Source organism: Wolbachia endosymbiont of Dactylopius coccus, assembly GCF_977011065.1.
This window is the reverse complement of record NZ_OZ347065.1, coordinates 636,070-658,030: the sequence shown is the minus strand read 5'-3', so window position 1 is coordinate 658,030 and position 21,961 is coordinate 636,070. Positions and strand designations below refer to the sequence as shown.

General features: G+C 34.9%; 19 protein-coding genes, 1 tRNA gene and 1 rRNA gene. 18 read left to right on the top strand and 3 right to left on the bottom strand.

From position 1 onward, the window contains the following. Positions 1 to 347: 347 nt before the first annotated feature. On the bottom strand, positions 348 to 962 hold the full coding sequence (locus ACWHVF_RS03650; protein ID WP_447933299.1) for a hypothetical protein: 615 nt from the start codon (positions 960 to 962) through the stop codon (positions 348 to 350). Between the two features lie 153 nt (positions 963 to 1,115). Between ACWHVF_RS03650 and ACWHVF_RS03645 the strand changes: the two genes are divergently transcribed. The 8 genes from ACWHVF_RS03645 (at position 1,116) to ACWHVF_RS03610 (ending at position 9,824) form a co-directional block, all read left to right on the top strand. Continuing rightward, a 16S ribosomal RNA gene (locus tag ACWHVF_RS03645) occupies positions 1,116 to 2,619 on the top strand. Positions 2,620 to 2,719: 100 nt separating this feature from the next. Next, on the top strand, positions 2,720 to 3,097 hold the full coding sequence (sdhC, locus tag ACWHVF_RS03640) for a succinate dehydrogenase, cytochrome b556 subunit (RefSeq protein WP_007548462.1): 378 nt from the start codon (positions 2,720 to 2,722) through the stop codon (positions 3,095 to 3,097). Further along, positions 3,094 to 3,459 carry a succinate dehydrogenase, hydrophobic membrane anchor protein gene (gene sdhD / locus ACWHVF_RS03635; RefSeq protein ID WP_064125350.1) on the top strand — a complete coding sequence of 122 codons (366 nt, stop codon included), beginning with the start codon at positions 3,094 to 3,096 and terminating at the stop codon, positions 3,457 to 3,459. Before sdhC ends, sdhD begins: the two co-directional genes overlap by 4 nt. Before the next feature lie 76 nt (positions 3,460 to 3,535). Continuing rightward, positions 3,536 to 4,831 (top strand): hypothetical protein, encoded by a 1,296-nt coding sequence (locus ACWHVF_RS03630; RefSeq protein WP_064125351.1) that lies wholly within the window; start codon positions 3,536 to 3,538, stop codon positions 4,829 to 4,831. 112 nt (positions 4,832 to 4,943) lie between these two features. Then, the gene (locus ACWHVF_RS03625; protein ID WP_064125352.1) at positions 4,944 to 6,242 is read left to right on the top strand and encodes a sugar phosphate nucleotidyltransferase; all 1,299 of its coding nucleotides are present in this window, start codon (positions 4,944 to 4,946) and stop codon (positions 6,240 to 6,242) included. 411 nt (positions 6,243 to 6,653) lie between these two features. After that, the gene (locus ACWHVF_RS03620; protein ID WP_064125353.1) at positions 6,654 to 7,883 is read left to right on the top strand and encodes a lipoprotein-releasing ABC transporter permease subunit; all 1,230 of its coding nucleotides are present in this window, start codon (positions 6,654 to 6,656) and stop codon (positions 7,881 to 7,883) included. Continuing rightward, on the top strand, positions 7,876 to 8,607 hold the full coding sequence (locus ACWHVF_RS03615; RefSeq protein WP_064125354.1) for a hypothetical protein: 732 nt from the start codon (positions 7,876 to 7,878) through the stop codon (positions 8,605 to 8,607). Before ACWHVF_RS03620 ends, ACWHVF_RS03615 begins: the two co-directional genes overlap by 8 nt. Further along, positions 8,604 to 9,824 carry a hypothetical protein gene (locus ACWHVF_RS03610; protein WP_064125355.1) on the top strand — a complete coding sequence of 407 codons (1,221 nt, stop codon included), beginning with the start codon at positions 8,604 to 8,606 and terminating at the stop codon, positions 9,822 to 9,824. Before ACWHVF_RS03615 ends, ACWHVF_RS03610 begins: the two co-directional genes overlap by 4 nt. Positions 9,825 to 9,972: 148 nt before the next feature. On the opposite strand, the gene ACWHVF_RS03605 is transcribed toward ACWHVF_RS03610, so the two are convergent. After that, entirely contained in the window at positions 9,973 to 10,287 is a 315-nt protein-coding gene (locus ACWHVF_RS03605; protein ID WP_064085789.1) for a GIY-YIG nuclease family protein, read from the bottom strand. Between the two features lie 264 nt (positions 10,288 to 10,551). On the opposite strand from ACWHVF_RS03605, the gene atpG reads away from it, so the two are divergent. The 10 genes from atpG to rnc all read left to right on the top strand — a co-directional run bounded on the left by atpG (position 10,552) and on the right by rnc (position 21,048). Continuing rightward, positions 10,552 to 11,424 carry an ATP synthase F1 subunit gamma gene (atpG, locus tag ACWHVF_RS03600; RefSeq protein WP_064124859.1) on the top strand — a complete coding sequence of 291 codons (873 nt, stop codon included), beginning with the start codon at positions 10,552 to 10,554 and terminating at the stop codon, positions 11,422 to 11,424. Positions 11,425 to 11,442: 18 nt separating this feature from the next. Next, positions 11,443 to 12,777: a TldD/PmbA family protein gene (locus tag ACWHVF_RS03595; RefSeq protein ID WP_064124858.1), complete on the top strand. Its 1,335-nt coding sequence runs from the start codon at positions 11,443 to 11,445 to the stop codon at positions 12,775 to 12,777. Positions 12,778 to 12,951: 174 nt separating this feature from the next. Then, on the top strand, positions 12,952 to 13,203 hold the full coding sequence (locus tag ACWHVF_RS03590; protein WP_064124857.1) for a cold-shock protein: 252 nt from the start codon (positions 12,952 to 12,954) through the stop codon (positions 13,201 to 13,203). Between the two features lie 35 nt (positions 13,204 to 13,238). Further along, positions 13,239 to 14,465, top strand: a complete 1,227-nt coding sequence (locus ACWHVF_RS03585; protein WP_064124856.1) for a DEAD/DEAH box helicase — start codon at positions 13,239 to 13,241, stop codon at positions 14,463 to 14,465. A 204-nt stretch (positions 14,466 to 14,669) separates the two neighbouring features. Beyond that, the gene (locus tag ACWHVF_RS03580) at positions 14,670 to 16,973 is read left to right on the top strand and encodes an AAA family ATPase (RefSeq protein ID WP_064124855.1); all 2,304 of its coding nucleotides are present in this window, start codon (positions 14,670 to 14,672) and stop codon (positions 16,971 to 16,973) included. Between the two features lie 63 nt (positions 16,974 to 17,036). Further along, complete coding sequence (locus ACWHVF_RS03575; protein WP_064124854.1) at positions 17,037 to 18,038, top strand: J domain-containing protein; 1,002 nt, start codon at positions 17,037 to 17,039, stop codon at positions 18,036 to 18,038. Between the two features lie 58 nt (positions 18,039 to 18,096). Next, the gene (locus tag ACWHVF_RS03570) at positions 18,097 to 18,993 is read left to right on the top strand and encodes a class I fructose-bisphosphate aldolase (protein WP_447933171.1); all 897 of its coding nucleotides are present in this window, start codon (positions 18,097 to 18,099) and stop codon (positions 18,991 to 18,993) included. A gap of 5 nt (positions 18,994 to 18,998) precedes the next feature. Further along, positions 18,999 to 19,070: transfer RNA gene (locus ACWHVF_RS03565), tRNA-Cys, on the top strand. A gap of 121 nt (positions 19,071 to 19,191) precedes the next feature. After that, the gene (locus ACWHVF_RS03560; protein WP_064124853.1) at positions 19,192 to 20,259 is read left to right on the top strand and encodes a quinone-dependent dihydroorotate dehydrogenase; all 1,068 of its coding nucleotides are present in this window, start codon (positions 19,192 to 19,194) and stop codon (positions 20,257 to 20,259) included. Positions 20,260 to 20,349: 90 nt separating this feature from the next. Further along, positions 20,350 to 21,048, top strand: a complete 699-nt coding sequence (gene rnc, locus ACWHVF_RS03555; RefSeq protein ID WP_064124860.1) for a ribonuclease III — start codon at positions 20,350 to 20,352, stop codon at positions 21,046 to 21,048. A gap of 329 nt (positions 21,049 to 21,377) precedes the next feature. Here rnc and ACWHVF_RS03550 read toward each other — a convergent pair whose 3' ends face one another. After that, complete coding sequence (locus ACWHVF_RS03550; RefSeq protein WP_064124852.1) at positions 21,378 to 21,950, bottom strand: hypothetical protein; 573 nt, start codon at positions 21,948 to 21,950, stop codon at positions 21,378 to 21,380. Positions 21,951 to 21,961 lie beyond the last annotated feature (11 nt).

Here is a 21,961-nt window from a genome sequence, read left to right as displayed (position 1 = left end):
AATTTACCAAACGAAAAAAAAAAGACAAAAAATCCCCGAGTTAGCTAGTCTTTTACTATCTCTGTCAAGTATTGGATTTTTTGCTGTCTTAAACGCTTTATAAGCGCGTTTCAGCTTATATAGGTAGAAACCTAGAAGTTTTATAAAGACATGAGGTGCACATAGTGCAAAAAATTAAGCATGATTTACGCCAAATACATTAAGTTTTTTTGTCATTAATCCACTGCAGAGATTGCGAAGATAAATAATTAGCTTCACTTTTATGATTAAGGGGGCTGGCGGAGTTTGTCAAGTAGTTTTTCGTTCCTAACGGTTGTTGCCAAAAACTATACAAAAAGTCTAATGAGTTAACTTTCATATATCCTGAGTAGTTCTTGTGCATTAGCTTTGATTAGGATAGGGCATTTTCTGTCATTTAATAGGGAATGCAATATTTCAGTTGCACCTTTAATGTCGTTATTATGTATCTTTACTACAGCGATAGCTTCTTGGCTTGAATAAGGATACACTGCACTTGATTCTAAATTATCAATTTTATCTTTATTTATTTTTTCACCGTTGGAGTGAAGTAAGCTCATTACTTCTAAATATTGTGCTAACTCACGCAAAACACCAGGAGCATCTTTATCATCTGCCAAATCATTATAAATAGATGCTGTGTCTGTTGGCATTGAATCTGAGATATGATTGAATGCGTGTTCAAAATTTGCTAAATACTCCCAATTTGAATCTATTTCTTCTAGCAGCGGCTTACTATCTTTTTTTAAGAATAATACTTCGTAAAATTTGTCACCTGCAGTTATAGATTGTTTTGTGTTATCAATGTTGCGCAATAAGTATAATGTGATGCCAACTAACATTGGCGCGAGTGCAAGCAGAAAGATGTATTTTTTCATGGTAATATTCCAAATAGTTATATATTTATACATTAATGCTTTTGATTTGCAAAAACATATTGACATAGTGATTATATCACATAATAATATTCTCAAAGTTGTTTGAATAGTTGGAGATTAAAATATTTCTAAAGTAGAAATAAAGACAGCAGTATTAAGCTAAATTATTTTTTGTCGGATTTATCCGATGTACCCTCAACCTTTTATAGGTTGAAGTCTAAATTTGAGAGTTTGATCCTGGCTCAGAATGAACGCTGGCGGCAGGCCTAACACATGCAAGTCGAACGGAGTTATATTGTAGCTTGCTATGGTATAACTTAGTGGCAGACGGGTGAGTAATGTATAGGAATCTACCTAGTAGTACGGAATAATTGTTGGAAACGGCAACTAATACCGTATACGCCCTACGGGGGAAAAATTTATTGCTATTAGATGAGCCTATATTAGATTAGTTAGTTGGTGAGGTAAAGGCTTACCAAGACAATGATCTATAGCTGATCTGAGAGGATGATCAGCCACACTGGAACTGAGATACGGTCCAGACTCCTACGGGAGGCAGCAGTGGGGAATATTGGACAATGGGCGAAAGCCTGATCCAGCCATGCCGCATGAGTGAAGAAGGCCTTCGGGTTGTAAAGCTCTTTTAGTGAGGAAGATAATGACGGTACTCACAGAAGAAGTCCTGGCTAACTCCGTGCCAGCAGCCGCGGTAATACGGAGAGGGCTAGCGTTATTCGGAATCATTGGGCGTAAAGGGCGCGTAGGCGGGTTAGTAAGTTAAAAGTGAAATCCCAAGGCTCAACCTTGGAACTGCTTTTAAAACTGCTAGTCTAGAGATTGAAAGAGGATAGAAGAATTCCTAGTGTAGAGGTGAAATTCGTAAATATTAGGAGGAACACCAGTGGCGAAGGCGTCTATCTGGTTCAAATCTGACGCTGAGGCGCGAAGGCGTGGGGAGCAAACAGGATTAGATACCCTGGTAGTCCACGCTGTAAACGATGAATGTTAAATATGGGAAGTTTACTTTCTGTATTATAGCTAACGCGTTAAACATTCCGCCTGGGGACTACGGTCGCAAGATTAAAACTCAAAGGAATTGACGGGGACCCGCACAAGCGGTGGAGCATGTGGTTTAATTCGATGCAACGCGAAAAACCTTACCACTCCTTGACATGGAAATTATACCTATTCGAAGGGATAGGGTCGGTTCGGCCGGATTTCACACAGGTGTTGCATGGCTGTCGTCAGCTCGTGTCGTGAGATGTTGGGTTAAGTCCCGCAACGAGCGCAACCCTCATCCTTAGTTACCATCAGGTAATGCTGGGGACTTTAAGGAAACTGCCAGTGATAAACTGGAGGAAGGTGGGGATGATGTCAAGTCATCATGGCCCTTATGGAGTGGGCTACACACGTGCTACAATGGTGGCTACAATGGGCTGCAAAGTCGCGAGGCTAAGCCAATCCCTTAAAAGCCATCTCAGTTCGGATTGTACTCTGCAACTCGAGTGCATGAAGTTGGAATCGCTAGTAATCGTGGATCAGCACGCCACGGTGAATACGTTCTCGGGTCTTGTACACACTGCCCGTCACGCCATGGGAATTGGTTTCACTCGAAGCTAACGACCTAACCGCAAGGAGGGAGTTATTTAAAGTGGGATCGGTGACTGGGGTGAAGTCGTAACAAGGTAGCAGTAGGGGAATCTGCAGCTGGATTACCTCCTTAGGCTTTGCACATAACTTACCATTTTTAATGATGGTGTTGTTATGTGCTATACTGCTGTCTTTACTTCTACTTTATTTTAATTTCCCAATAACGGAATTTTATGAGTGATAGGCCTCTTTCTCCACATTTACAAATATATAAAGTACAAGTTACTAGTTTTTTCTCTATTATGCACAGATTGACTGGTATCTTGCTATTCCTTTTATTAATGATACTTTCTTGGTATTTCATATTACATGTTTACTTTCCTGAGTTACTTATAGTAAGGTACTTAAATGCATTATTATTCACTCCTGTTGCTAAATTAGCTTATGTCTTATGTTTTATAAGTTTTGTATATCATTTTCTTAATGGTATTCGTCATTTATTGTGGGATGCTGGGCTTAATTTAGAAATTACTGGCGTTTCAAGGAGTGCTATACTGCTGACAGTAACGTTACTTCTTTCTACTATGGCTTTTTTATTTATGTTTATATGAGTCAATCTGGAAATTCAGTACATCATTGGTGGGTTCAGCGTGTTTCTGCGGTAATTTTACTGCTCTTGTTTCCTTGGTTTATCTATTCATTTTCTTGCGCACTTTATGCTGATAGCCCTTTGTCTTTTAATGAAAAGTTATTTCAGGCCATTGATCATCCTCTAGAGCTTTTATTTTTTGTTGTATTATTGTTTTGTATTTTCTGGCATGCAGTTCTTGGAATGCAAGTAGTGTGCGAAGATTACATACACAGTGTACCTCTAAGAGTTTTTACGATTACTTGTATAAAGTACTTGTCGAGCATTACTTATATAACCCTCGCTTTTACAATCTTTGTCTTCTACAAGCATATTTTCTTGTAAAATTGCCAATTCTGTGTTAATATATTATTAGTGTACTAGTTTTATCATTGAACTATAGTGATTTTGGTTTAGCAATATGTTAGAGACATTGAAAAAGTGGGGAACAGACCTTACGCTAAAAGTGAAGGATCTATTTAGTTCATCTGAGTCTCAAGTTTATGTCAAAGATCTTAGAAAGGTAATGGTATATAAGGATGGGAGGAAATGCCAGTATCCAAAAAATTATGATCAAATTGTACAGTCTGCTAAAATCATAGAAAACAGGGATATGCATGGAAATGCTATACTAGATAAAGATAAAAATCCAACCTATAAACTTTTGTATGGTCAAAAAGATGAGAATGGAGAACAACCAAGTTTCAGATTATCTTTAGTTACCGAAGATAAAGATAATGATAGATCTTATTTTACTATCAATTATATAGACAATCAGGATAAGCAAATTCCTATAGATTGGTTAAATAAGTCATACTTTGAGCCATTAGGCTTTTCGAGAATGGATTTGAAAAAACACGTGCCAATTTTCGAAGCTCAAAAAACTAAGAATCCTCAATATCCGTTTGAATTAACTAACTCTTCTGTGCTAACTAAAGAGGTAAAAAATAAAGAAGGTAAAGTTCAGGAAGTTGTTGATGAAAAAGGAAGAAATGGAGAATTATTATACACTAGTAATTACAAGAAGCTAAGCACCCATTTTTCAGAAATTAGAGATCAGAATGGTAATCTAGAGCTAGATAAAAGTCTTATATCTGTTCCTATCGTTTTTGCTACAAGCTTGGCTAAAGTTTGTACTAAATTGTTGACCTCTCTTCCTATAAAGTTAGGGGAGTATTTAATAAGCGAACAAAACCCAATTGCAAAGTCTTTTGGCTATCTTTTGTTCACCCCTGCAATGGCAGTAAAAAATTTAGTAAATATGGGAGCTACCATACTTAAGGCTCCAATTTTATTATTTGTAGCAGATAAGAAGAAGTATGGTGATGCTTACTTCACTATGTGGAAACACCAATTGAAAGGATGTTGGGAAGAAGCAAAAAGTGACTTTAATATTATTAAAGGTGGAGAAAGGCTAAAGCCAGGGCAAAAGGATCATAAGCCACTTAGTATAGTGGGCACATGGGATGAGCTTAACGCTAGAAGGCCAGGTATTGAAGAAGACTTAGGGAAGCCGTCAAATAAAAGTAGTGAAAGTATAGATAAATCTAGAGAACCAGATATTGGAGAAAGCTTAAAGAAGGAGAAGTTGCAAAACAAAAGTAATGAGAAAATAGCTGGGTTTGGAAATCAGAAGAGCGGCAATACTTATGTTGAGAAATTACGAAATAGAAGAAATTCACAGCAAGGACAAGGTGCTACACACCCTCACTCTTAGCCATTACTTTCAATTGATACCCACCCTCTATTTAATCATTTTACAACAAAAATTTGCATGTATCTTGCTCTTAGTATAAGATATTAATTATTTAATTAATTTTCTTAACTATATGCGCCCTGTAATACTATGTGGTGGTAGTGGCAGCAGACTTTGGCCTTTATTCAAGCCAAAGCAATTTCAGAAAATATTTAGTCAGAACACTATGTTTCACAACACTTTGTTGAGGTTAAAAAGCGATTATATGCCACCCATAATTGCCACAAACGTGCAGTACGAGTCGTTAGTGAAGAAGGAGTTGCATGCGCTGCGAGAATATAAAGTAATTTTCGAACCAGTGAAAATTGGAACAGCAGCAGCGATATTAATTGCTGCGCTTCTCTGCAATGAAAACGAGATAATGTTAATTCTGCCTTCAGACCATTTTATAGGTGATTTAAGTAATTTTCACGCTTCCGCTCAAAAAGCGTCTCAGATAGCCTCTGAAACTGACTCTATAGTTACTTTTGGAGTCAAACTTCATGAATTTGATTCTGAATACGGCTATATAAATGCAGTTTATGATCATAAGGAAAAGTATCATATAGTAAAGGATTTCATAGAGAAACCTGAGCATGTATTAAGTAATGATTATTATTGGAATTCTGGAATATTTGTGTTCAAAGCAAAACGCTATATAGATGAGATCAAAAAATCTGCCCCAAGTCTTTATAATTTATGTTTTGCAAGTGTGAAACATTTCATACCGCAAGAGAGATTTCTGTATTTAAAACAACGAGATTTTACAGGAATTGAAGGCATATCCATTGATTACTTGGTAATGGAAAAAGCAAAGAACATTACAATGGTAGAGGCTAATTTCGATTGGTTGGATGTTGGAACTTGGAATTCAGTTTTAGAATTGAGTGAGAAGTTTAGCAAAGAACCAGTGTTATTTCAGCATGTGATTAGAGAAAAAGAACCAGTTTCAACGACAGAAAGTAATAAAAATTTATTGGGTGGAGCTTATAAGCAACCAAACAAAAGCCTAATATCGTTTATTAATAAGGTTAAGAAAGCAAAAGCGATAAGAAGAGAAATCAAGCCATGGGGATTTTATAGTATAATTTTAATGAGCGAAAATTTTCTTATAAAATATCTTTTTATAAATCCATTAAGCTGCACTTCTAAGCAATTCCATCACTATAGAGATGAATACCATATAGTACTATCGGGAGTTGGGTATGTTAGTTTAGAAGACAAAGAATATGCTATAGCAAAAGACCATATGATAGAAATCCCAAGGGAAGTTTCCCATAGGATTGAAAATAGAAGCACAAGCTTTCCACTTGAAATAGTTGAATTTCAGATAGGAGAGCATTTATCTGATAATGATATAGTGAGGTTGGATGATGTATATGGAAGATTTTGAAATTCTAATGTTAAGGTCATAACTGTACGAACATTGTGATTTGAGGGCAAATCTCTACCAGGGAAGGGTGTCATCCCAGTGCTTCGACGCTGGGATCCAGCTTTCATGCAACCTCATCAAAAACGTTTATTCAGCATAAGATCAGCTGCTTTCTACGCTCACCAAATCAGTTTACTTATTTGCAAGCAAAAATTTCCTGGATGCCAGTGTCAAGCACTGGCATGACACCATTTACTGTATGAATTACCTTAACAAAAACAAATGTTCGTATAGTTGTGTGCTAAGGTATTGAATATATTCTATAAGCCTGCTAAATTTAAAGGAGTAAAAATATCTAGTTTTCAAATAAAGAAAAGTCTACACTTATACGAAGTTTCAAGAATATAATGTTTAACCTCAAAATATTTTGTAATGTCCATTGTCTTTGAAATTACTATGGCTGCTTGCTATTTGCGAGCGAAAAATGCCAGATTTTGCTCTATAATGACTTTGTTCTCTATTATCGGCATTGCCCTTGGAGTTGCAACACTAATAGTGGTGATGTCTGTGATGAACGGATTCAGAGCAAAGTTGCTTGACTCAATACTTGGCATTGATGGCCATATTAATGTTTATTTTGATAAGAACATAAATTCAGATTACTGCACAGTTTCGAAATCTATTGAGAAAATTCCTGGTATATTAAAAGCTACTCCTATGACCAATGATCAAGTTATTATTGTAGCAAATGGTAAAATTGCAGGTAGCGTAGTGCGAGGTGTGTTAACTAAAGATTTGCTTGATAGTACTACCATTACAAATAATGTAATTATAGGTGATGTAAAAAAATTTGATGAAGGGATAATAATAGGAGCACGATTGGCAGAAGCTTTGAACGTTGACTATGGCGACAAAATTACGTTTATATCATCTGAAGAATTTGATGCATTACTTGGTGAAATGCCGCGAATGAAAAAATATAAAGTTATAGCAATATTTGATATGGGTATGTTTCAGTATGATAATACCTTGATATATATGCCTCTAAAATCAGCACAAGCCTTTTTTAATTATGAAAATAGCATAAAAAATATAGAAGTACTTGTAGACGACGTTACTAGAGCTGATAAGCTGGCAGATGCTATAGAAAAAGAAATAGGAATGAAAGCTGAAAGTTGGCAATTACAGCAAAGCCATTATTTTAGTGCTTTAAAAACTGAAAGAAATGTGATGTTTTTAATTCTTACTTTGATTATAGTTGTAGCAGCGTTTAATATTATCTCAAATTTAATGATGATAGTGCAAGAAAAGAAATCCGCGATTGCAATTATGCGTACATTTGGTGCAACAAGTGGAAGCATTATGCGCATATTTTGCGCTTGTGGTCTATTAATCGGTTTTACGGGAACTTGTCTTGGTTGTATTATAGGTGTCGTTTTTTCTCTCAATATCGAAAGTATTAGAGTGTTTTTAGAAAACATTACTAACGTCAAGCTGTTTGATCCTATGATATACTTTTTTTCAAGTTTACCGGTGATATTAGTCCCTCAAGATGTAGTAAGTATTTCTGCGCTTGCGTTACTCTTATCATTTTTAGCGACAATTGCTCCTGCATTGCAGGCAGCTGCACAAGATCCTGCGGAGATACTACGTTATGAATGATACTCAGCAAAAGTACATAGGCTGGTTCTTAATTGTATTGTTATTTACCGGTTACATCACAATAAATAACATAATCTTTTTAAAAATAATTCAGCAAGAAAGCGAAGACAATATAAATGTTTTAACGGAAAAAATAGATGAATTCAGAATGTCACTTGAAGTTAATCAATCCAGGGTAGAAAAAAAGATATTTGACTTAAAGAGAGTTCTGCACACTCAATGTGAGCAAGGTGATGGTAGCTCAAGGCATAAGAACCTCGCAAGATTGCTGCTACTTGTAGTTAAAATGAAGAATTCGTTATTGCGAGAAGCAAAATTTGATAATCATATAAATTCAATAAAGCCTTTGATATCAGAGCTTGATGATCCAGAGATAGAAAATGCAGTAAATGAATTGGAAAGTTTGAAAAAGGTAGATACTTTACGTGAGTTGAAGTTATCTTTTGAGAAGACCATTGCTGTTATTAACTACAATAAAAGTACATTGTCTAAAAAAATCATTTCAAACTGGATTAGAATACAAGATAAAAATGACCCATTAAGGGCAAAATTCGCAGAAATTGAGGAGTCAATAAACGATAATGATTGGCAAAATATAACTGTTACAGTAAGCAATTTAACGCATTCAGAATTCAAGCCATGGCTGAATAAATTGAATGGTTTTATTGTAGCTTCTAAGAATATTTCAACAATATATCATCACTTATTACAATATATCTCATGATTTATTTTATAATTTTCGCTCTTTCGTTTTTATTTTGCATATGGGTCAAGGTAAGTGGTGAAGTAATAAAATTGGAATTAGGCAATTACACTATAAGTATTGATCTATATTTCATTATTTTTACTTGTGTAGTTTTATTATTTTTATTAATTACACTTGTACGCTTTTTTTCCTCCATTTTATCAACATTTGCCAACATAAGAAATAGAAGAAGAGATAGGGAAGAATTGCTTCTCTTTGAAGCTTTCTTTAGCATAGACTTAGACAATATAGAGAACGCTCAAAAGGTAGTTAAAAGTTTAAATGAAAAAAGCAATAGGTTATCTTTAATAAAGCTCTTTAACTCAGGTAAGACGGGAAATTACAGCTTTTTCAGTAACGGTTTAACAAATATTGCAAATAAAAATCGTAACTTAGCTCTACTTCTGGCCAATAAGCTGATTGTTCACCTCAAACAAGAAAAAGTAGTCTTTCAAAAATTTATAGAATATTGCTCTAGTTCAATTAACGATAAAATGCTATCTATTCCCTTTCAAATAGAGCATTGCATATTGAAAGAAGATTGGATTAATGCAATTTTGAGGTTGAAGGAAGCAGTTAAGTTCAATATTTTTCTTCCCTTTGACCATAAAGAAATGTTTGCAGTTTTTTATTGTGCTTTGGCAAAACAATATGAAAGTAAAGGGGATTTTAAAGGAGCTATAAAGTCTTTATTCAGAGCACAAAGTTATTATGCAACCTTTCGGTCCATCAATTATTTAAAAGCAGAATTATATATTAAACTTGGAAAAATCAGAAAAGCTTCTGCAGTGCTAGAGACAGAATATGCAGTAAATCCTACTCCTCAGTCAGCTAGAATGTACATCAATTTAAATAGTAAAGGTGCTGAAAGACTATACAACTTACGCCCTGATTATTATTTTAGTTACTGTTTACTTGCTTTGTCCTCAATGAGTTCAGGTAAATATGATCTTGCAAGTCAATATTTAGACACTGCTATGAAAAAAGCTAATTACATGTCAATCTACTTTATTGTAATACAACTCAAGGTTACATTGCAAGAACACGACAAGGTAATTTATTGGCTAAACAAGATGGGCTCAGAAGCTTTGCCTGATCCGGGCTGGAAGTGTAAAAATTGTAACAGAGAACTAAAGCAATGGGATCATAAATGTTCAAATTGCAATAGTTTTAATTGCGTTTGTTATATATTATAAGGTTCCACAAAGTGTGATGATAATAATATATGGGAAATTACCATCAAAGGCGTATCTGTTCAGGGAAGTGGCTAATGTGCAAATAAAGTACATGACACACAGCTGTACGAACATTTGTTTGCAAAGGTAATTTGTACAACAAATGGTGTCATTCCAGTGCTTGACACTGGAATCCAGATACGATTTCATCATATAAATCTTTCCATTCTTGGTTTGTTTTTTCAATTAAGTTTATTTTCCATTTTCTCTGCCAGCTTTTTAGAAGCTTTTCTTTACTAATTGCTAAATTTATGTCTTGAAACTCCTCAAAGTAGACCAATTTACTAACATTGTACTTTGACGTAAAACCGGAAATGGCTTTGCTTTTATGCTCCCAAATTCGTTTAATTAAATTTGATGTTATACCTATATACAAGGTTCCATTTCGTTCACTTGCAAGTATATAAACATAATAACTTTTCATATATAGTAACCTGGATCCCAGTGTCAAGCACTGGGATGACACCATTTGTTGTAAACTCACTTTTACTCTATGGTCTTGCCGCTATCCTGAACGGATACTCAAAGGCCTCTATTGAACAATTTTTGTAGTAGATCTCTTAATATAACCCTTATTTCAAAATAATAAACCTGCAAGTTTTTTAGTTAGACTTGGTTCTAATGTCAAAAAAACTTGCTTTTAGACACTAACAATTATATATTTTAATAAATCAGGGTTGTATACAAAATGAAGAGCTTAAAGGAATTATCCTTAAGAATTAAGAATATTAGGTCTGTACAGAAAACCACGAAAATAATGCAAATGGTTTCTGCAGCAAAGTTATTACAAAGCCAAAGGAAATTATCAAATTCAAAATTATATATATCTAAGCTGCATAGCATTATTTCTTCATTAATGCTATCAGTTGATCAAAAATTACTGGCAAAAATTCTAAATGTCAGTAACGACGGTTCTTACCTAGTATTCATTGTTGCGTCTGATCGTGGCTTGTGCGGCAACTTTAACTCTTCTATTGTCAAATTTAGTCAAGAGCGTGTAAATAAGTCAATCGCAAATGGCAAAAAAGTAGATATTGTATTTCTTGGTAAAAAAGCTTTTGATGTAGGTAAAAATAGATTTGACTCTAAAAGTATCTTAAAAATTGAAAATAGTAAGGGGATCACGTTAAAGTACGTAGAAGCTTTGGTTGATGGTATAGATTTAAGTAAATACGATAAAGTTAAAGTTTTTTATAGTAAATTCTATAATACCTTCACGCAAAAGCCAATGTTGGAAACAATAAAACCATGGAGTGAAGACTCATCCTTGATTGACAACTCTCTGGCTGTTCCAACAACAGATTACGGCTATGAGTATGAACCACAAAATATTGAATTTATTTTAAAATCTTTGGTTCAAGATTACGTTGTAATTGCTCTTTACTCTGCTTTGCTTGAAAGTGCAACAAGTGAGAATAGTGCTAGGATGGTTGCTATGGAATCAGCAAACAGAAACACTAAAGAGATGCTGAACAAACTAGCATTGCTTTATAATCGTTCTCGTCAAGCAGCAATTACAACTGATTTAATTGAAGTTATAGGTGGTGCAGAGTCTTTATAAAAATCTAAGGAATAGAAAATGAATATATTAAATATTGCAGCAGATATCACTAAATTAATAAAAAAGCGGAATCAAGATGCGGAAGTTACAATATATGAAACTAATAAGACTTCAGTTTCTCAGCGTCTATCAAAAATTGAGCAAATATCACAATCTAAAAATTGCACTGTAGGAATCAGAGCTATAGCAGGTAAAAACAAAGCTGCGTATATTTCTACAAACGATTTGAATAATCTTAGTGATACGGTAAGCCAAGTGGTAGAAATGGCAAAGAATGCGCCAGAAGATCCTTGCATTAATTTTGCTGTAAATGGTAGTAATTATATCTCTTCTGCAGATTTAAGTATCTCAGATAATAATGTTGTAACCGTTGATAGCCTAAAAGAAATTGCTGAAGCTGCAGAAAATTCAGCCCTTGCACATAAGAGTATCACTAATTCTGAAGGAGCCTCTTCTTCATACGCTTTAGTGAATGCAGTATTATCGACTGTTTCTGGTTTTATTGGCTCGTTTAGTAAATCAACCTTTGCTAATCAGGTCTCTGTTGTTGCTGGAAGAGAAAGTGAAATGAAGGTTGGTTACGATTATGATATAGCATGTAATTTTAGTGATTTAAAGTTGCCAGAGTTAATGGGAAAAGAAGCAGCAAAAAGAGCAGTTGATCAATTGAATTCACGTACAATTAAAACTGGTAAATTTCCAGTTATTTTTGAAAAAAGAGCAGCAAAAGGGCTAGTAAAAAGTTTTGCTTCTGCTATAAATGGGAGCAGTATTATAAGCAACAGTTCTTTCTTGAGGGGTAGTTTAAACGTTCAGATTTTCAACGATAGAATTAATATTATCGATGATCCATTGTTGCCAAGAGGCATAGCATCGAGACCATTTGATGGAGAAGGGATAACTAGCAAGAAAAATATATTTGTAAAAAACGGAATATTACAAAATTGGATTTTAGACTTATACTCGGCTAGAAAATTAGACTCAGAAACAACCGGAAGTGCAACTCGTGCAAGTAATGCTGCAGTTATTCCTGCAGCTAGTAACCTCTACATTGAGAATGGTAATGTATCGTTTGAAGAATTAATTCAGGAAGTGAAAGAGGGAATATATGTAACTGATTTATTTGGTTTTGGTGTTAATTTAATCAATGGCGATTACAGCCAAGGCGCTTCCGGATTTTTTATAGAAAATGGAAAAATAACGTATCCAATACATGAGATTACCATTGCTAGCAATTTGAAGGATATGTTTAGAAATTTAGTCGTTGCAGATGATCTAACTTTTTGTGGGCAATTTAATTCACCAACGATTAAAGTTAGCGAAATGACGGTTGCAGGTTCGCTTAATAATTAAAAATTTTATTTGCATTAAGTACAACAATTGTGTATTATTGTCATGTAATGTTAAGAATAGACTATGGAGTATAAAGGTTTAGTTTCAATAGCTAAGCTTAAAGCATTCTCAATCGTAATTTCAAAGTTTTTCATCACATTAGTAATGTTAGTTAATAATTTAGGAGTTGTTTAAATGGAATTTGGTAATGTAAAATGGTTTAATGCCGAAAAAGGCTATGGTTTCATCAAGCCAGAAGGTAAAGGGGGTGACGTTTTTGTACATATTAGCACGTTGGAACGTTCAGGAATAAGGCCTGAGACACTTAAAGGAGAGAATAAAGAGAAGGGGATAAAAGGAGAAAGGGTGAGTTATGAGGTTAAAGAGGAGCGCGGTAGAAACGGAGAAGATAAAAAATCTGCAATAAATTTAAGATTGGAAGATTAATCTATTATGAAGTCTTTTAATAGGGTTAACGTATTGTGAATAATTTTCATGAGATGGGTCTCCCAGCTTCGCTTACACAAGCTCTAGATAAAAATAATCTTTTCGTCCCAACTCCGATTCAAATACAAGCGATTCCCTTAGCGCTACAAGGTAAAGATATTCTTGGGTCTGCTCAAACGGGAACTGGAAAAACTTTGGCATTTGCTATTCCGTTGGTTGCTAATTTGCTGAATGAGCCTAACGCTGTTTCAGCTTTAGTCATCGTGCCAACCAGGGAGCTTGCGCATCAGGTAACAAATGAGATAAGAAAACTCTTATTTCAAAATTCTGCACTAAGGGTCGCTTTATTGATTGGTGGTGAGCCTATTTTTAGGCAGCTAAATCAGCTTCAGAAAAAACCACAAATTGTAATAGGTACTCCTGGTCGTATTATAGACCATATTGAGCGTAAAACTTTGATTACTCGCAATGTTAGCGTTCTTGTGCTTGATGAAACGGATCGTATGTTTGATATGGGCTTTGGAATTCAAATTGAAGGGATCATGAAATATCTGCCAAAAATACGGCAGACTCTTATGTTTTCTGCAACTCTTCCTAGTGATATAGTTAAACTTACTGAGAAGTACCTTAATCGACCAGAACGTATTTCTGTTGATTGTGAGACTACAACTTCTGTAAAAATTAAGCAAGAGATTGTTTATGCATCAGAATCAGAAAAATATGAAAAGCTTGTTACACAACTATGTCAGCGCGAAGGATCAATCATTATCTTTGTCAAAACAAAGCAAGGAGCGGATCAGCTAGCTAGCAGATTGTACAAAGATGACTATAGCGCTTTAGCAATTCATGGTGATTTAAGGCAGCACAAGCGCGAAAGGGTCATTAATTCTTTTCGTCGTGGCCGCAATCAAATCATGGTTGCAACAGATGTTGCTTCTCGCGGCCTTGATATTCCCCACATTCAACATGTTATCAATTATGATGCACCACAATCGCAAGCTGACTATATTCATCGTATAGGCAGAACTGCACGTGCTGGAGCTGAAGGGCATGCGCTATCTTTTGTTACACCTCAAGATAAGAGAAGACTGCCTGCATTGGCAGACAAAGAAGGAGAGCCAAATTTTGATTGTAGTGTGCAATTTAAAAAACGTAATAGCAAAAAGGTCTTTAAAAGGCCAAGTACGTTAAAGACTAAATACGGTAGAAAAAAGATCAATGCATTTAAAAAGAAAAGCAGAGTACTAGAAAAAGCGTATTAAATAGGATTTACCTACAGCTTGATAAGCGTAAAACTCGTCATTCCGCTACTCATTAGCGGAATCTATGTTGAGATATCGCGGTGCTATGACGTAGATCCAGAGTGGGGACTCAAATTGGCTACAGCGAACTACTGGATTTCAATTTTTTTAATAATTGTGTGCTATTCATTATATATGAGTTCCCACTTTTAAAGAGAATAGGAGATGATTTCCAAAAACTTAGAGGCAAGTTTGAATAGAGCGCTACTCATTGCTTCTAATTTTAATCTTAAATATGCGAAAGTAGAACATTTATTGCTGGCGTTAACTAAAGACGTGGATGTAAATTACGTTTTATCAAGATGTAATATCAGAGCCGATGAAATCATCAATATGGATAACATTCTATCAAGATGCAATATTAAGGCTAATGATTATAATAATATAAAAGGGTTTTTACAAAGCAGTTCTGAATTGATTATCAGTGGAGTTAAACCTAGCTCAATGTTTCAATGCATAATACATAGAGCAATAATACGGGCTCATAGCTTGGGAAAAAAAGAAATAAATGGAGCAAATGTTCTAGTAGAAATTTTGTCTAGGCAAGACTTATACGTTGAAAATCTATTGCAGAAACAAAATGCGAAAGATTCCAATTTGATTTACCATATATCTAATATGAAATACTCTAACGATATAGATGAATACACCACCAATCATAAAGTAAAACTTGATAAAAATAATGACGCTCCTACTACAGTAAATAAAGGTGAGCTACTAAAAGATGAGGAAATTCTACAAAGTTATTGTAAAAATTTAAATGACTATGCAAGAAGCAAAAAAATAGATTATGTTATTGGTCGTGATTATGAATTGAATCGCACTATAGAAATATTATTGAGGCGTAGAAAAAACAACCCTTTATATGTTGGAGACCCAGGTGTTGGTAAAACAACAATAGTTGAGGGTTTGGTACTCAAGATCATTGAAGGCAGTGTTCCGAGTGCGCTCAGGTCCAGTATAATTTATGCTTTGGATTTAGGATCACTCCTTGCAGGGACACGCTACAGAGGTGATTTTGAAGAGAGAATAAAATCTATAATAAAAGCGATTGAGGTAAAACCAGGTGCTATCCTTTTTATTGACGAAATACACACTATCATTGGAGCAGGTTCTACAAGTGGTAGCTTTCTTGATGTAGGTAACCTACTCAAACCTGCGCTTGCAAGAGGTACACTACGTTGTATAGGTGCAACTACATATAGAGAATACAGCACTAGTTTTGAAAAAGATAAAGCACTAGCGAGAAGGTTTCAAAAAATTAATGTTAAAGAATCTTCTGTTAATGAAACGATAAAGATACTAGATGGCATAAAGCACTACTATGAAGGGTATCATGGAGTATATTATACAAAGAATGCCATTAGGTCTGCGGCTGAACTTTCGCATAAGTATATTACTGGGCGAATATTACCTGATAAAGCGGTTGATGTTATTGATGAGGCAGGGGCATATTGTAAATTGCTAAGAAACAGGGGTAAAATTGTAAATAGTAGAGATATTAAAAATACCATTACTAGAATTACAAATGTGCCTTGCGGATCTGAATCTGATGATTTGCAGAAAGTAAAATCTTTAAAAGCTAATCTAGAAAAGGTGATTTTTGGTCAAGAGCAGGCAATAGAATCTCTTGTTAATTCTATTAAAATTGCTAAGTCTGGGTTGAGAAATTACAATAAGCCTTTAGCAAGTTATCTTTTTGCAGGGCCAACTGGTGTTGGTAAAACCGAGCTAGCAAAACAATTAGCAGAAAGCATGGGCATGAATCTTATACGCTTTGATATGTCCGAATATATTGAATCTCATACGATATCAAGGATGATTGGTTCTCCTCCTGGATATGTAGGTTATGATCAGGGTGGATTACTCACAGAGTCTGTATCTAACAATCAATATAGTGTTGTGTTGCTTGATGAAATTGAAAAGGCCCATAGCGATATCTATAATATATTGCTACAAATTATGGATTATGGTTGTGTTACAGACACTTACGGACGTAAAGTTAACTTTTCCAATATAATCTTAATTATGACAACTAATGCAGGAGCAGCTGAACGCAGCAAAATTTTTGTTGGCTTTGGGCATAAAAAATTTAACACTGGTGATAGTGAAAAAGCGATAGAACAGGTTTTTAGCCCTGAATTTCGTAATCGTCTTGATGCGATTATTTCTTTTTCTGACTTAAATGCGGATATAATTCTGCATATTGTAGATAAATTTACTCAGGAACTGAAAAAGCAGCTGACGCAAAAAGGCATAAACTGCTTGGTAGAAGATGAAGTGAAATCTTATCTTGCACAAACAGGTTATAGTAAGGAAATGGGAGCACGTCCGATAGAGAGACTTATTGAAAAAGAGATAAAAAGTTACTTAGCGGAAGAAATACTGAATCGTAAATTAACAAAAGGAAGGAAATTAAGAATCTATATGAATAAAGTAGAAGATAAAATTGCTTTTGATATAGTTTGAAATTCTTGTTTTTTTATTATACTTATAGTATACTTGTTTTATTTTAAGAATAATGAGGCTATAGTGGCAAGTTTAACTAGAAATCAATATTACAGTAATCAAGATTTACAGAATTTATTTTCAAGACTAGGAATAAAAGCGGAAGAAGTAATAAGCCAGGAGTTTGACGATATACTCAAGTTAGTTGAACGGCGTTATAGAAAACTGGCATTGAAATTCCATCCTGATAAAAACAAAGGTAATGAAGAGCAGGCAAAGAAAAAGTTTCAGGAACTTACTGATAACAAGAGGAAATTAGAGCAACATCTTAACGCCTTAAGATCAGGAAGAACTCCTGGTAGACCTACAACATTACAAGAAGAAATAGCAGAAAAGCAGAGAAAAGTCGATGAGATTTTATCACGTAGAAGCAAAGCTATAAATAGAGCACTTTTATTTTTTATATTAGCAAATGTGGTGTTTACTCCTTCGTTGAAAGTTGAATCTTGCTTATCACAACTTGCTAATAGTGGCACGGTGCAAAGCATCGCTCATCAATTTTATGCATTTAGCATAGGGATTTGGCCGTTGTTATTTATTATATCCTTTTGTGGTGTTATTTATGCAGCAAGTAAACAAAAAGGTTTGCAAGAAGAAAATTCTGATAAATATAACCGAAGAGTAAATATGCTTCTTACTGCTGATAATTATGTGATATGTATCGCAGCAACATTTGCTATATGTGGTCTAGTGTCAGAGGTAGCACAAAATGTCTGGCCTGCTCAATATGGAACAATGCTGATGATTAATTTAGTATTAGATTTATTACTTATTGCTTTACTTAGAACTTTTACAAAGGCGTCTGAACTATATAGTGAACATTGCATTCAGCGTTTATATGAAGAAGATACAGAGTTTAGCTATAAAGAAAAATTTGCATGGTATGACTACAAGCTAGTGCTTATGCCACTTGTTCTTCCTATTGTCAAAATGTATTTTAGAGATTTAATCCAAAAAAAGCCACAACAGCACACCACCAATCCTAACGTTACATCTTTAGGTACACCTGCAGGACAAGAACCATAAAAAGATCTTTGCTTCAACTGTGGTTTTTGCTATACTTTAAATGAACTTCATAGCGTTAATGAGTAAAGAAATAAGACAAATCTTAAACCACTACGAAAGTGAAAACCCCGGGGTAAAAGCAAATCTTACTCGTATTCTCATGCATGGAAAGCTTGGCGGCACTGGCAAATTAGTAATTCTCCCTGTAGACCAAGGGTTTGAACACGGGCCAATAAAAAGTTTTGAAGTTAACCCTGATGCTTATGACCCACATTATCATTTTCAGCTTGCAGTTGATTCGGGAGTAAGTGCATATGCTGCTCCACTTGGTATGATTGAAGCTGGTGCTTCAACTTATGCTGGAATGCTTCCACTTATTTTGAAACTTAATAGTTCCAACTCCTTACATTCGAAGAATCTGACTTCTGATCAAGCAATAACCTCTTCTGTGAAAGATGCACTGCGTTTGGGCTGCTTGGCTGTTGGATTTACTATATATCCTGGTTCTGCTAAGTGTTTCGATATGATGGAAGAAGCCCGTGAAATCGTAGCTGAAGCCAAATCTTATGGGCTTGCAGTAGTGCTATGGTCTTATCCACGTGGTGAAGGAATTTCCAAAGAAGGTGAAACAGCGGTTGATGTTATTGCCTATGCTGCACACATGACAGCTTTGCTTGGCGCTAATATAATAAAAGTAAAACTTCCAACTAAATATTTGGAAAGGGAGAAAATAGAAACAGAAAATATTGAATCATTATCTAAAAGAATTGAATATGTTAAAAGATCTTGTTTTGCAGGAAAAAGAATAGTAGTTTTTTCTGGTGGCGAGTCGAAGGAAGTAGATGACATATGCAATGAAGCGAAAGAAATTAAGCAGGGTGGTGGTAATGGTTCAATCATTGGACGTAACACTTTTCAACGCAAAAGGGAGGAAGCTTTATCTATGCTAAAAGATATAATGGATATCTACACATAAAAAATGGCTGGGTGGCAGAATGGCTTATGCGGAGGACTGCAAATCCTTTTATACCGGTTCAATTCCGGTCCCGGCCTCTTTCATTTTCTATATCTTGTAAAAGTTAACAGTAGCTTTAAGTGTGTAACCTATAGAGAAAATTATTCATAAGTAAAATCAATTTCTTTTCAAGTTATGGTTATACTCTTATAGCGTTTCATGGTAAAAAATAAACTAAAAATAAGCAAAGTGTTTTACAAAATGATATTACGTAATTTATTGTTTTTACTGCCGCCTGAAGTTGCTCACTCTTTGGCAATCATGGCATTAAAGAAAATACCTTATAAGAATCCTATAGAGCTGCCAGAATCTTTGAGTGTGAATTTTTTTGGTAATAAGCTCAGAAGCCCCGTGGGCCTGGCTGCAGGTTTTGACAAGAATGCAGAAGTTATAAGGCCTATGCTTTCATTTGGTTTTGGGTTTATTGAAACTGGTACTGTAACTCGTAATCCACAATATGGAAACAAAAAACCAAGAATTTTTCGGTTAATTAAAGATCAAGGGGTAATTAACAGATTGGGATTTAACAATAAAGGAATAGACTACTTTCTTAAACAAATAGATAAAACCAAGCTTGATGACTGCATTTTTGGCATAAATATAGGAAAAAATAGTGCATCGAAAGACCAAATTAGTGATTATGTTGATTTAATAAAGATGGTATATGGAAAAAGCAATTATATAGTGCTGAACATCTCGTCTCCAAACACGCCTAATTTACGCAATCTGCACAATAAGCAAGAATTATCGAAATTGTTGAAATCCATCCGGAAATCAATTGATAATTCTAAATCCATACCAATAATATTAAAAATCTCACCAGATATAGATCAGCAAACGAAAGAAAATATCGCTGAGCTTGCGTTGGAATATAAGATTGACGGATTAACAGTAAGCAACACTACGGTAAGTAGAGATAATCTGCATTCCCACCACAACGAAAGTGGTGGGTTGAGTGGCAAACCGCTGTTTAAACTTTCAACCGAGTTATTGAGCGATATGTACAAACTTACTAAGGGCAAAATATTATTGATAGGGTGCGGAGGAATCTCAAGTGGTGCTGATGCATATAAAAAAATAAAGGCAGGAGCCTCTTTGGTGCAGTTGTACACTGCTCTCATATACCACGGACCTCAAGTTGTAAACAAAATTAATCTAGAACTTGCAGAACTAATAAGGAGAGATGGATTTAGTAACATTAGTGAGGTGGTGGGTTGTATACATTAATTTTGGAAGTTGGTGGTATTATTTTAATAAAATAAAACTAATTCTCTGGTATAAAGGTGGTAGGAAGTGCTTTTCTTTTAAATAATGGGTATGAAGAGTTTGAATGATGCAATATCTAAGATCATTGATTATAAATTTACAAATTATGCAATATTAGAAGAGGCACTAACTCACCCAAGCGTAAATAAAAGGAATAGCAAAAACCAGATTGTAAGCTACGAAAGACTAGAGTTTTTGGGCGATAGTGTTTTGAATATGGTCGTATCTGCCATACTGTTTAAACTATTTCCTGAAGAAAAAGAAGGAGCATTGGCAAAAAGAAAGACGGATTTAGTTTGTGGCAACACCATTGCTAATGTTGCTAAAGAAATAAAATTAGGCGGCTTTATCATCATGAATAATAGTGAACGCTGCAATGGAGGGAGATGTAATCTAAAAAATTTAGAAAACTCGCTTGAAGCACTAATAGGTGCAATTTATATTGATGGCGGACTTGAAAATGTTGAAAAATTTATTACCCAATATTGGGAAAAGCTAGCTAAAGGTATGCTCGACCCCCCTCAAGATCCTAAAACCTCACTGCAAGAGTGGACTCAGAAAAACAAATTGACTTTACCAGAGTATGAGCTTGTAAAACAAACTGGACCAGCGCACAATCCTGAATTTACTATATCAGTTTGCATAGAAGATTATGGTAAAGTTTCTGCATGTGCTTCTAGTAAAAAGATTGCTGAACAAAAAGCTGCTGAGTTGATGCTAGAAAAAATTGGAAAAGACGCTTCAGTTTAGGCAAAATAGGCTTTTCTATTTCCTATATTTCATGCTTTCAAATACTTGATCTTACACTCCCTCTAACAATTTTGAAAGAAGTCTAGTGAATGGTCACGTTAAAACATGTTTTGTATCTGTTCAGATGCATGGCTAATGTACAAATACTGAAAAAAATTCCAGTGCTCCCTTTCTTGTCATCCCAGTGCTTGACACTGGGATCCAGATTGGGCACTAAGTTGATAAACACGAAAGCGGTTAATCCTTTAAACGTTTTTGATGGAACTGTGCGAAAGGACTGGATCCCAGTGTCAAGCACTGGGATGACACCATTTGTTGTGAACTCACTTTTACCCTATGGTCTTGCCGCTATCCTGAACGGATACCATGTTTTTAAATTTTTGCCAAAATCCTGGTTTATTATCATTAACCTTTGTAAATGTTATATTTAAACTGTATTTCGGATCATTTGGCACGTCGTATTTTATGCTAAATGTTGAAACTTTATCGTTATTGTAAATATGCACATCATCATATGATAGCTTTGTTGTGTAACACTTTACATGCTGTTGCTTATCATACACTAAATTGCCTGACTCCCTTTCTAGTTCCACAAATTTCGTTTTTTTCTGACATTCCTTTATTTTTATTAAATCCTTATCTAGTAATATTGAAACTGGCAGCGTACTTCCAGCATATTCTTTAGCTAAAAGTTCACTTTGAGGATACATTTTTATTTCCCTGCCAAAATGTGAGTCTATGAAATTATTACTCCAAAATTTATCGCCAGAATGCACGTACTCATCAGTAGCATACGGCACCCCACCATAACTGCATTGAACTTTGTAATCTCCAACACCGTTGTTTTGAAAAAAATCATGAATGGCAGTGTAGCTACCGGCAGCATCATTTATATAATCCATTACTTTATTCC

Coding starts and splice junctions, on each gene's coding strand:
- ACWHVF_RS03650 (WP_447933299.1), bottom strand. CDS start 962: ATGTCAATATGTTTTTGCAAATCAAAAGCATTAATGTATAAATATATA.
- sdhC (WP_007548462.1), top strand. CDS start 2,720: ATGAGTGATAGGCCTCTTTCTCCACATTTACAAATATATAAAGTACAA.
- sdhD (WP_064125350.1), top strand. CDS start 3,094: ATGAGTCAATCTGGAAATTCAGTACATCATTGGTGGGTTCAGCGTGTT.
- ACWHVF_RS03630 (WP_064125351.1), top strand. CDS start 3,536: ATGTTAGAGACATTGAAAAAGTGGGGAACAGACCTTACGCTAAAAGTG.
- ACWHVF_RS03625 (WP_064125352.1), top strand. CDS start 4,944: ATGCGCCCTGTAATACTATGTGGTGGTAGTGGCAGCAGACTTTGGCCT.
- ACWHVF_RS03620 (WP_064125353.1), top strand. CDS start 6,654: ATGTCCATTGTCTTTGAAATTACTATGGCTGCTTGCTATTTGCGAGCG.
- ACWHVF_RS03615 (WP_064125354.1), top strand. CDS start 7,876: ATGAATGATACTCAGCAAAAGTACATAGGCTGGTTCTTAATTGTATTG.
- ACWHVF_RS03610 (WP_064125355.1), top strand. CDS start 8,604: ATGATTTATTTTATAATTTTCGCTCTTTCGTTTTTATTTTGCATATGG.
- ACWHVF_RS03605 (WP_064085789.1), bottom strand. CDS start 10,287: ATGAAAAGTTATTATGTTTATATACTTGCAAGTGAACGAAATGGAACC.
- atpG (WP_064124859.1), top strand. CDS start 10,552: ATGAAGAGCTTAAAGGAATTATCCTTAAGAATTAAGAATATTAGGTCT.
- ACWHVF_RS03595 (WP_064124858.1), top strand. CDS start 11,443: ATGAATATATTAAATATTGCAGCAGATATCACTAAATTAATAAAAAAG.
- ACWHVF_RS03590 (WP_064124857.1), top strand. CDS start 12,952: ATGGAATTTGGTAATGTAAAATGGTTTAATGCCGAAAAAGGCTATGGT.
- ACWHVF_RS03580 (WP_064124855.1), top strand. CDS start 14,670: ATGATTTCCAAAAACTTAGAGGCAAGTTTGAATAGAGCGCTACTCATT.
- ACWHVF_RS03570 (WP_447933171.1), top strand. CDS start 18,097: ATGAGTAAAGAAATAAGACAAATCTTAAACCACTACGAAAGTGAAAAC.
- ACWHVF_RS03560 (WP_064124853.1), top strand. CDS start 19,192: ATGGTAAAAAATAAACTAAAAATAAGCAAAGTGTTTTACAAAATGATA.
- rnc (WP_064124860.1), top strand. CDS start 20,350: ATGAAGAGTTTGAATGATGCAATATCTAAGATCATTGATTATAAATTT.
- ACWHVF_RS03550 (WP_064124852.1), bottom strand. CDS start 21,950: ATGGATTATATAAATGATGCTGCCGGTAGCTACACTGCCATTCATGAT.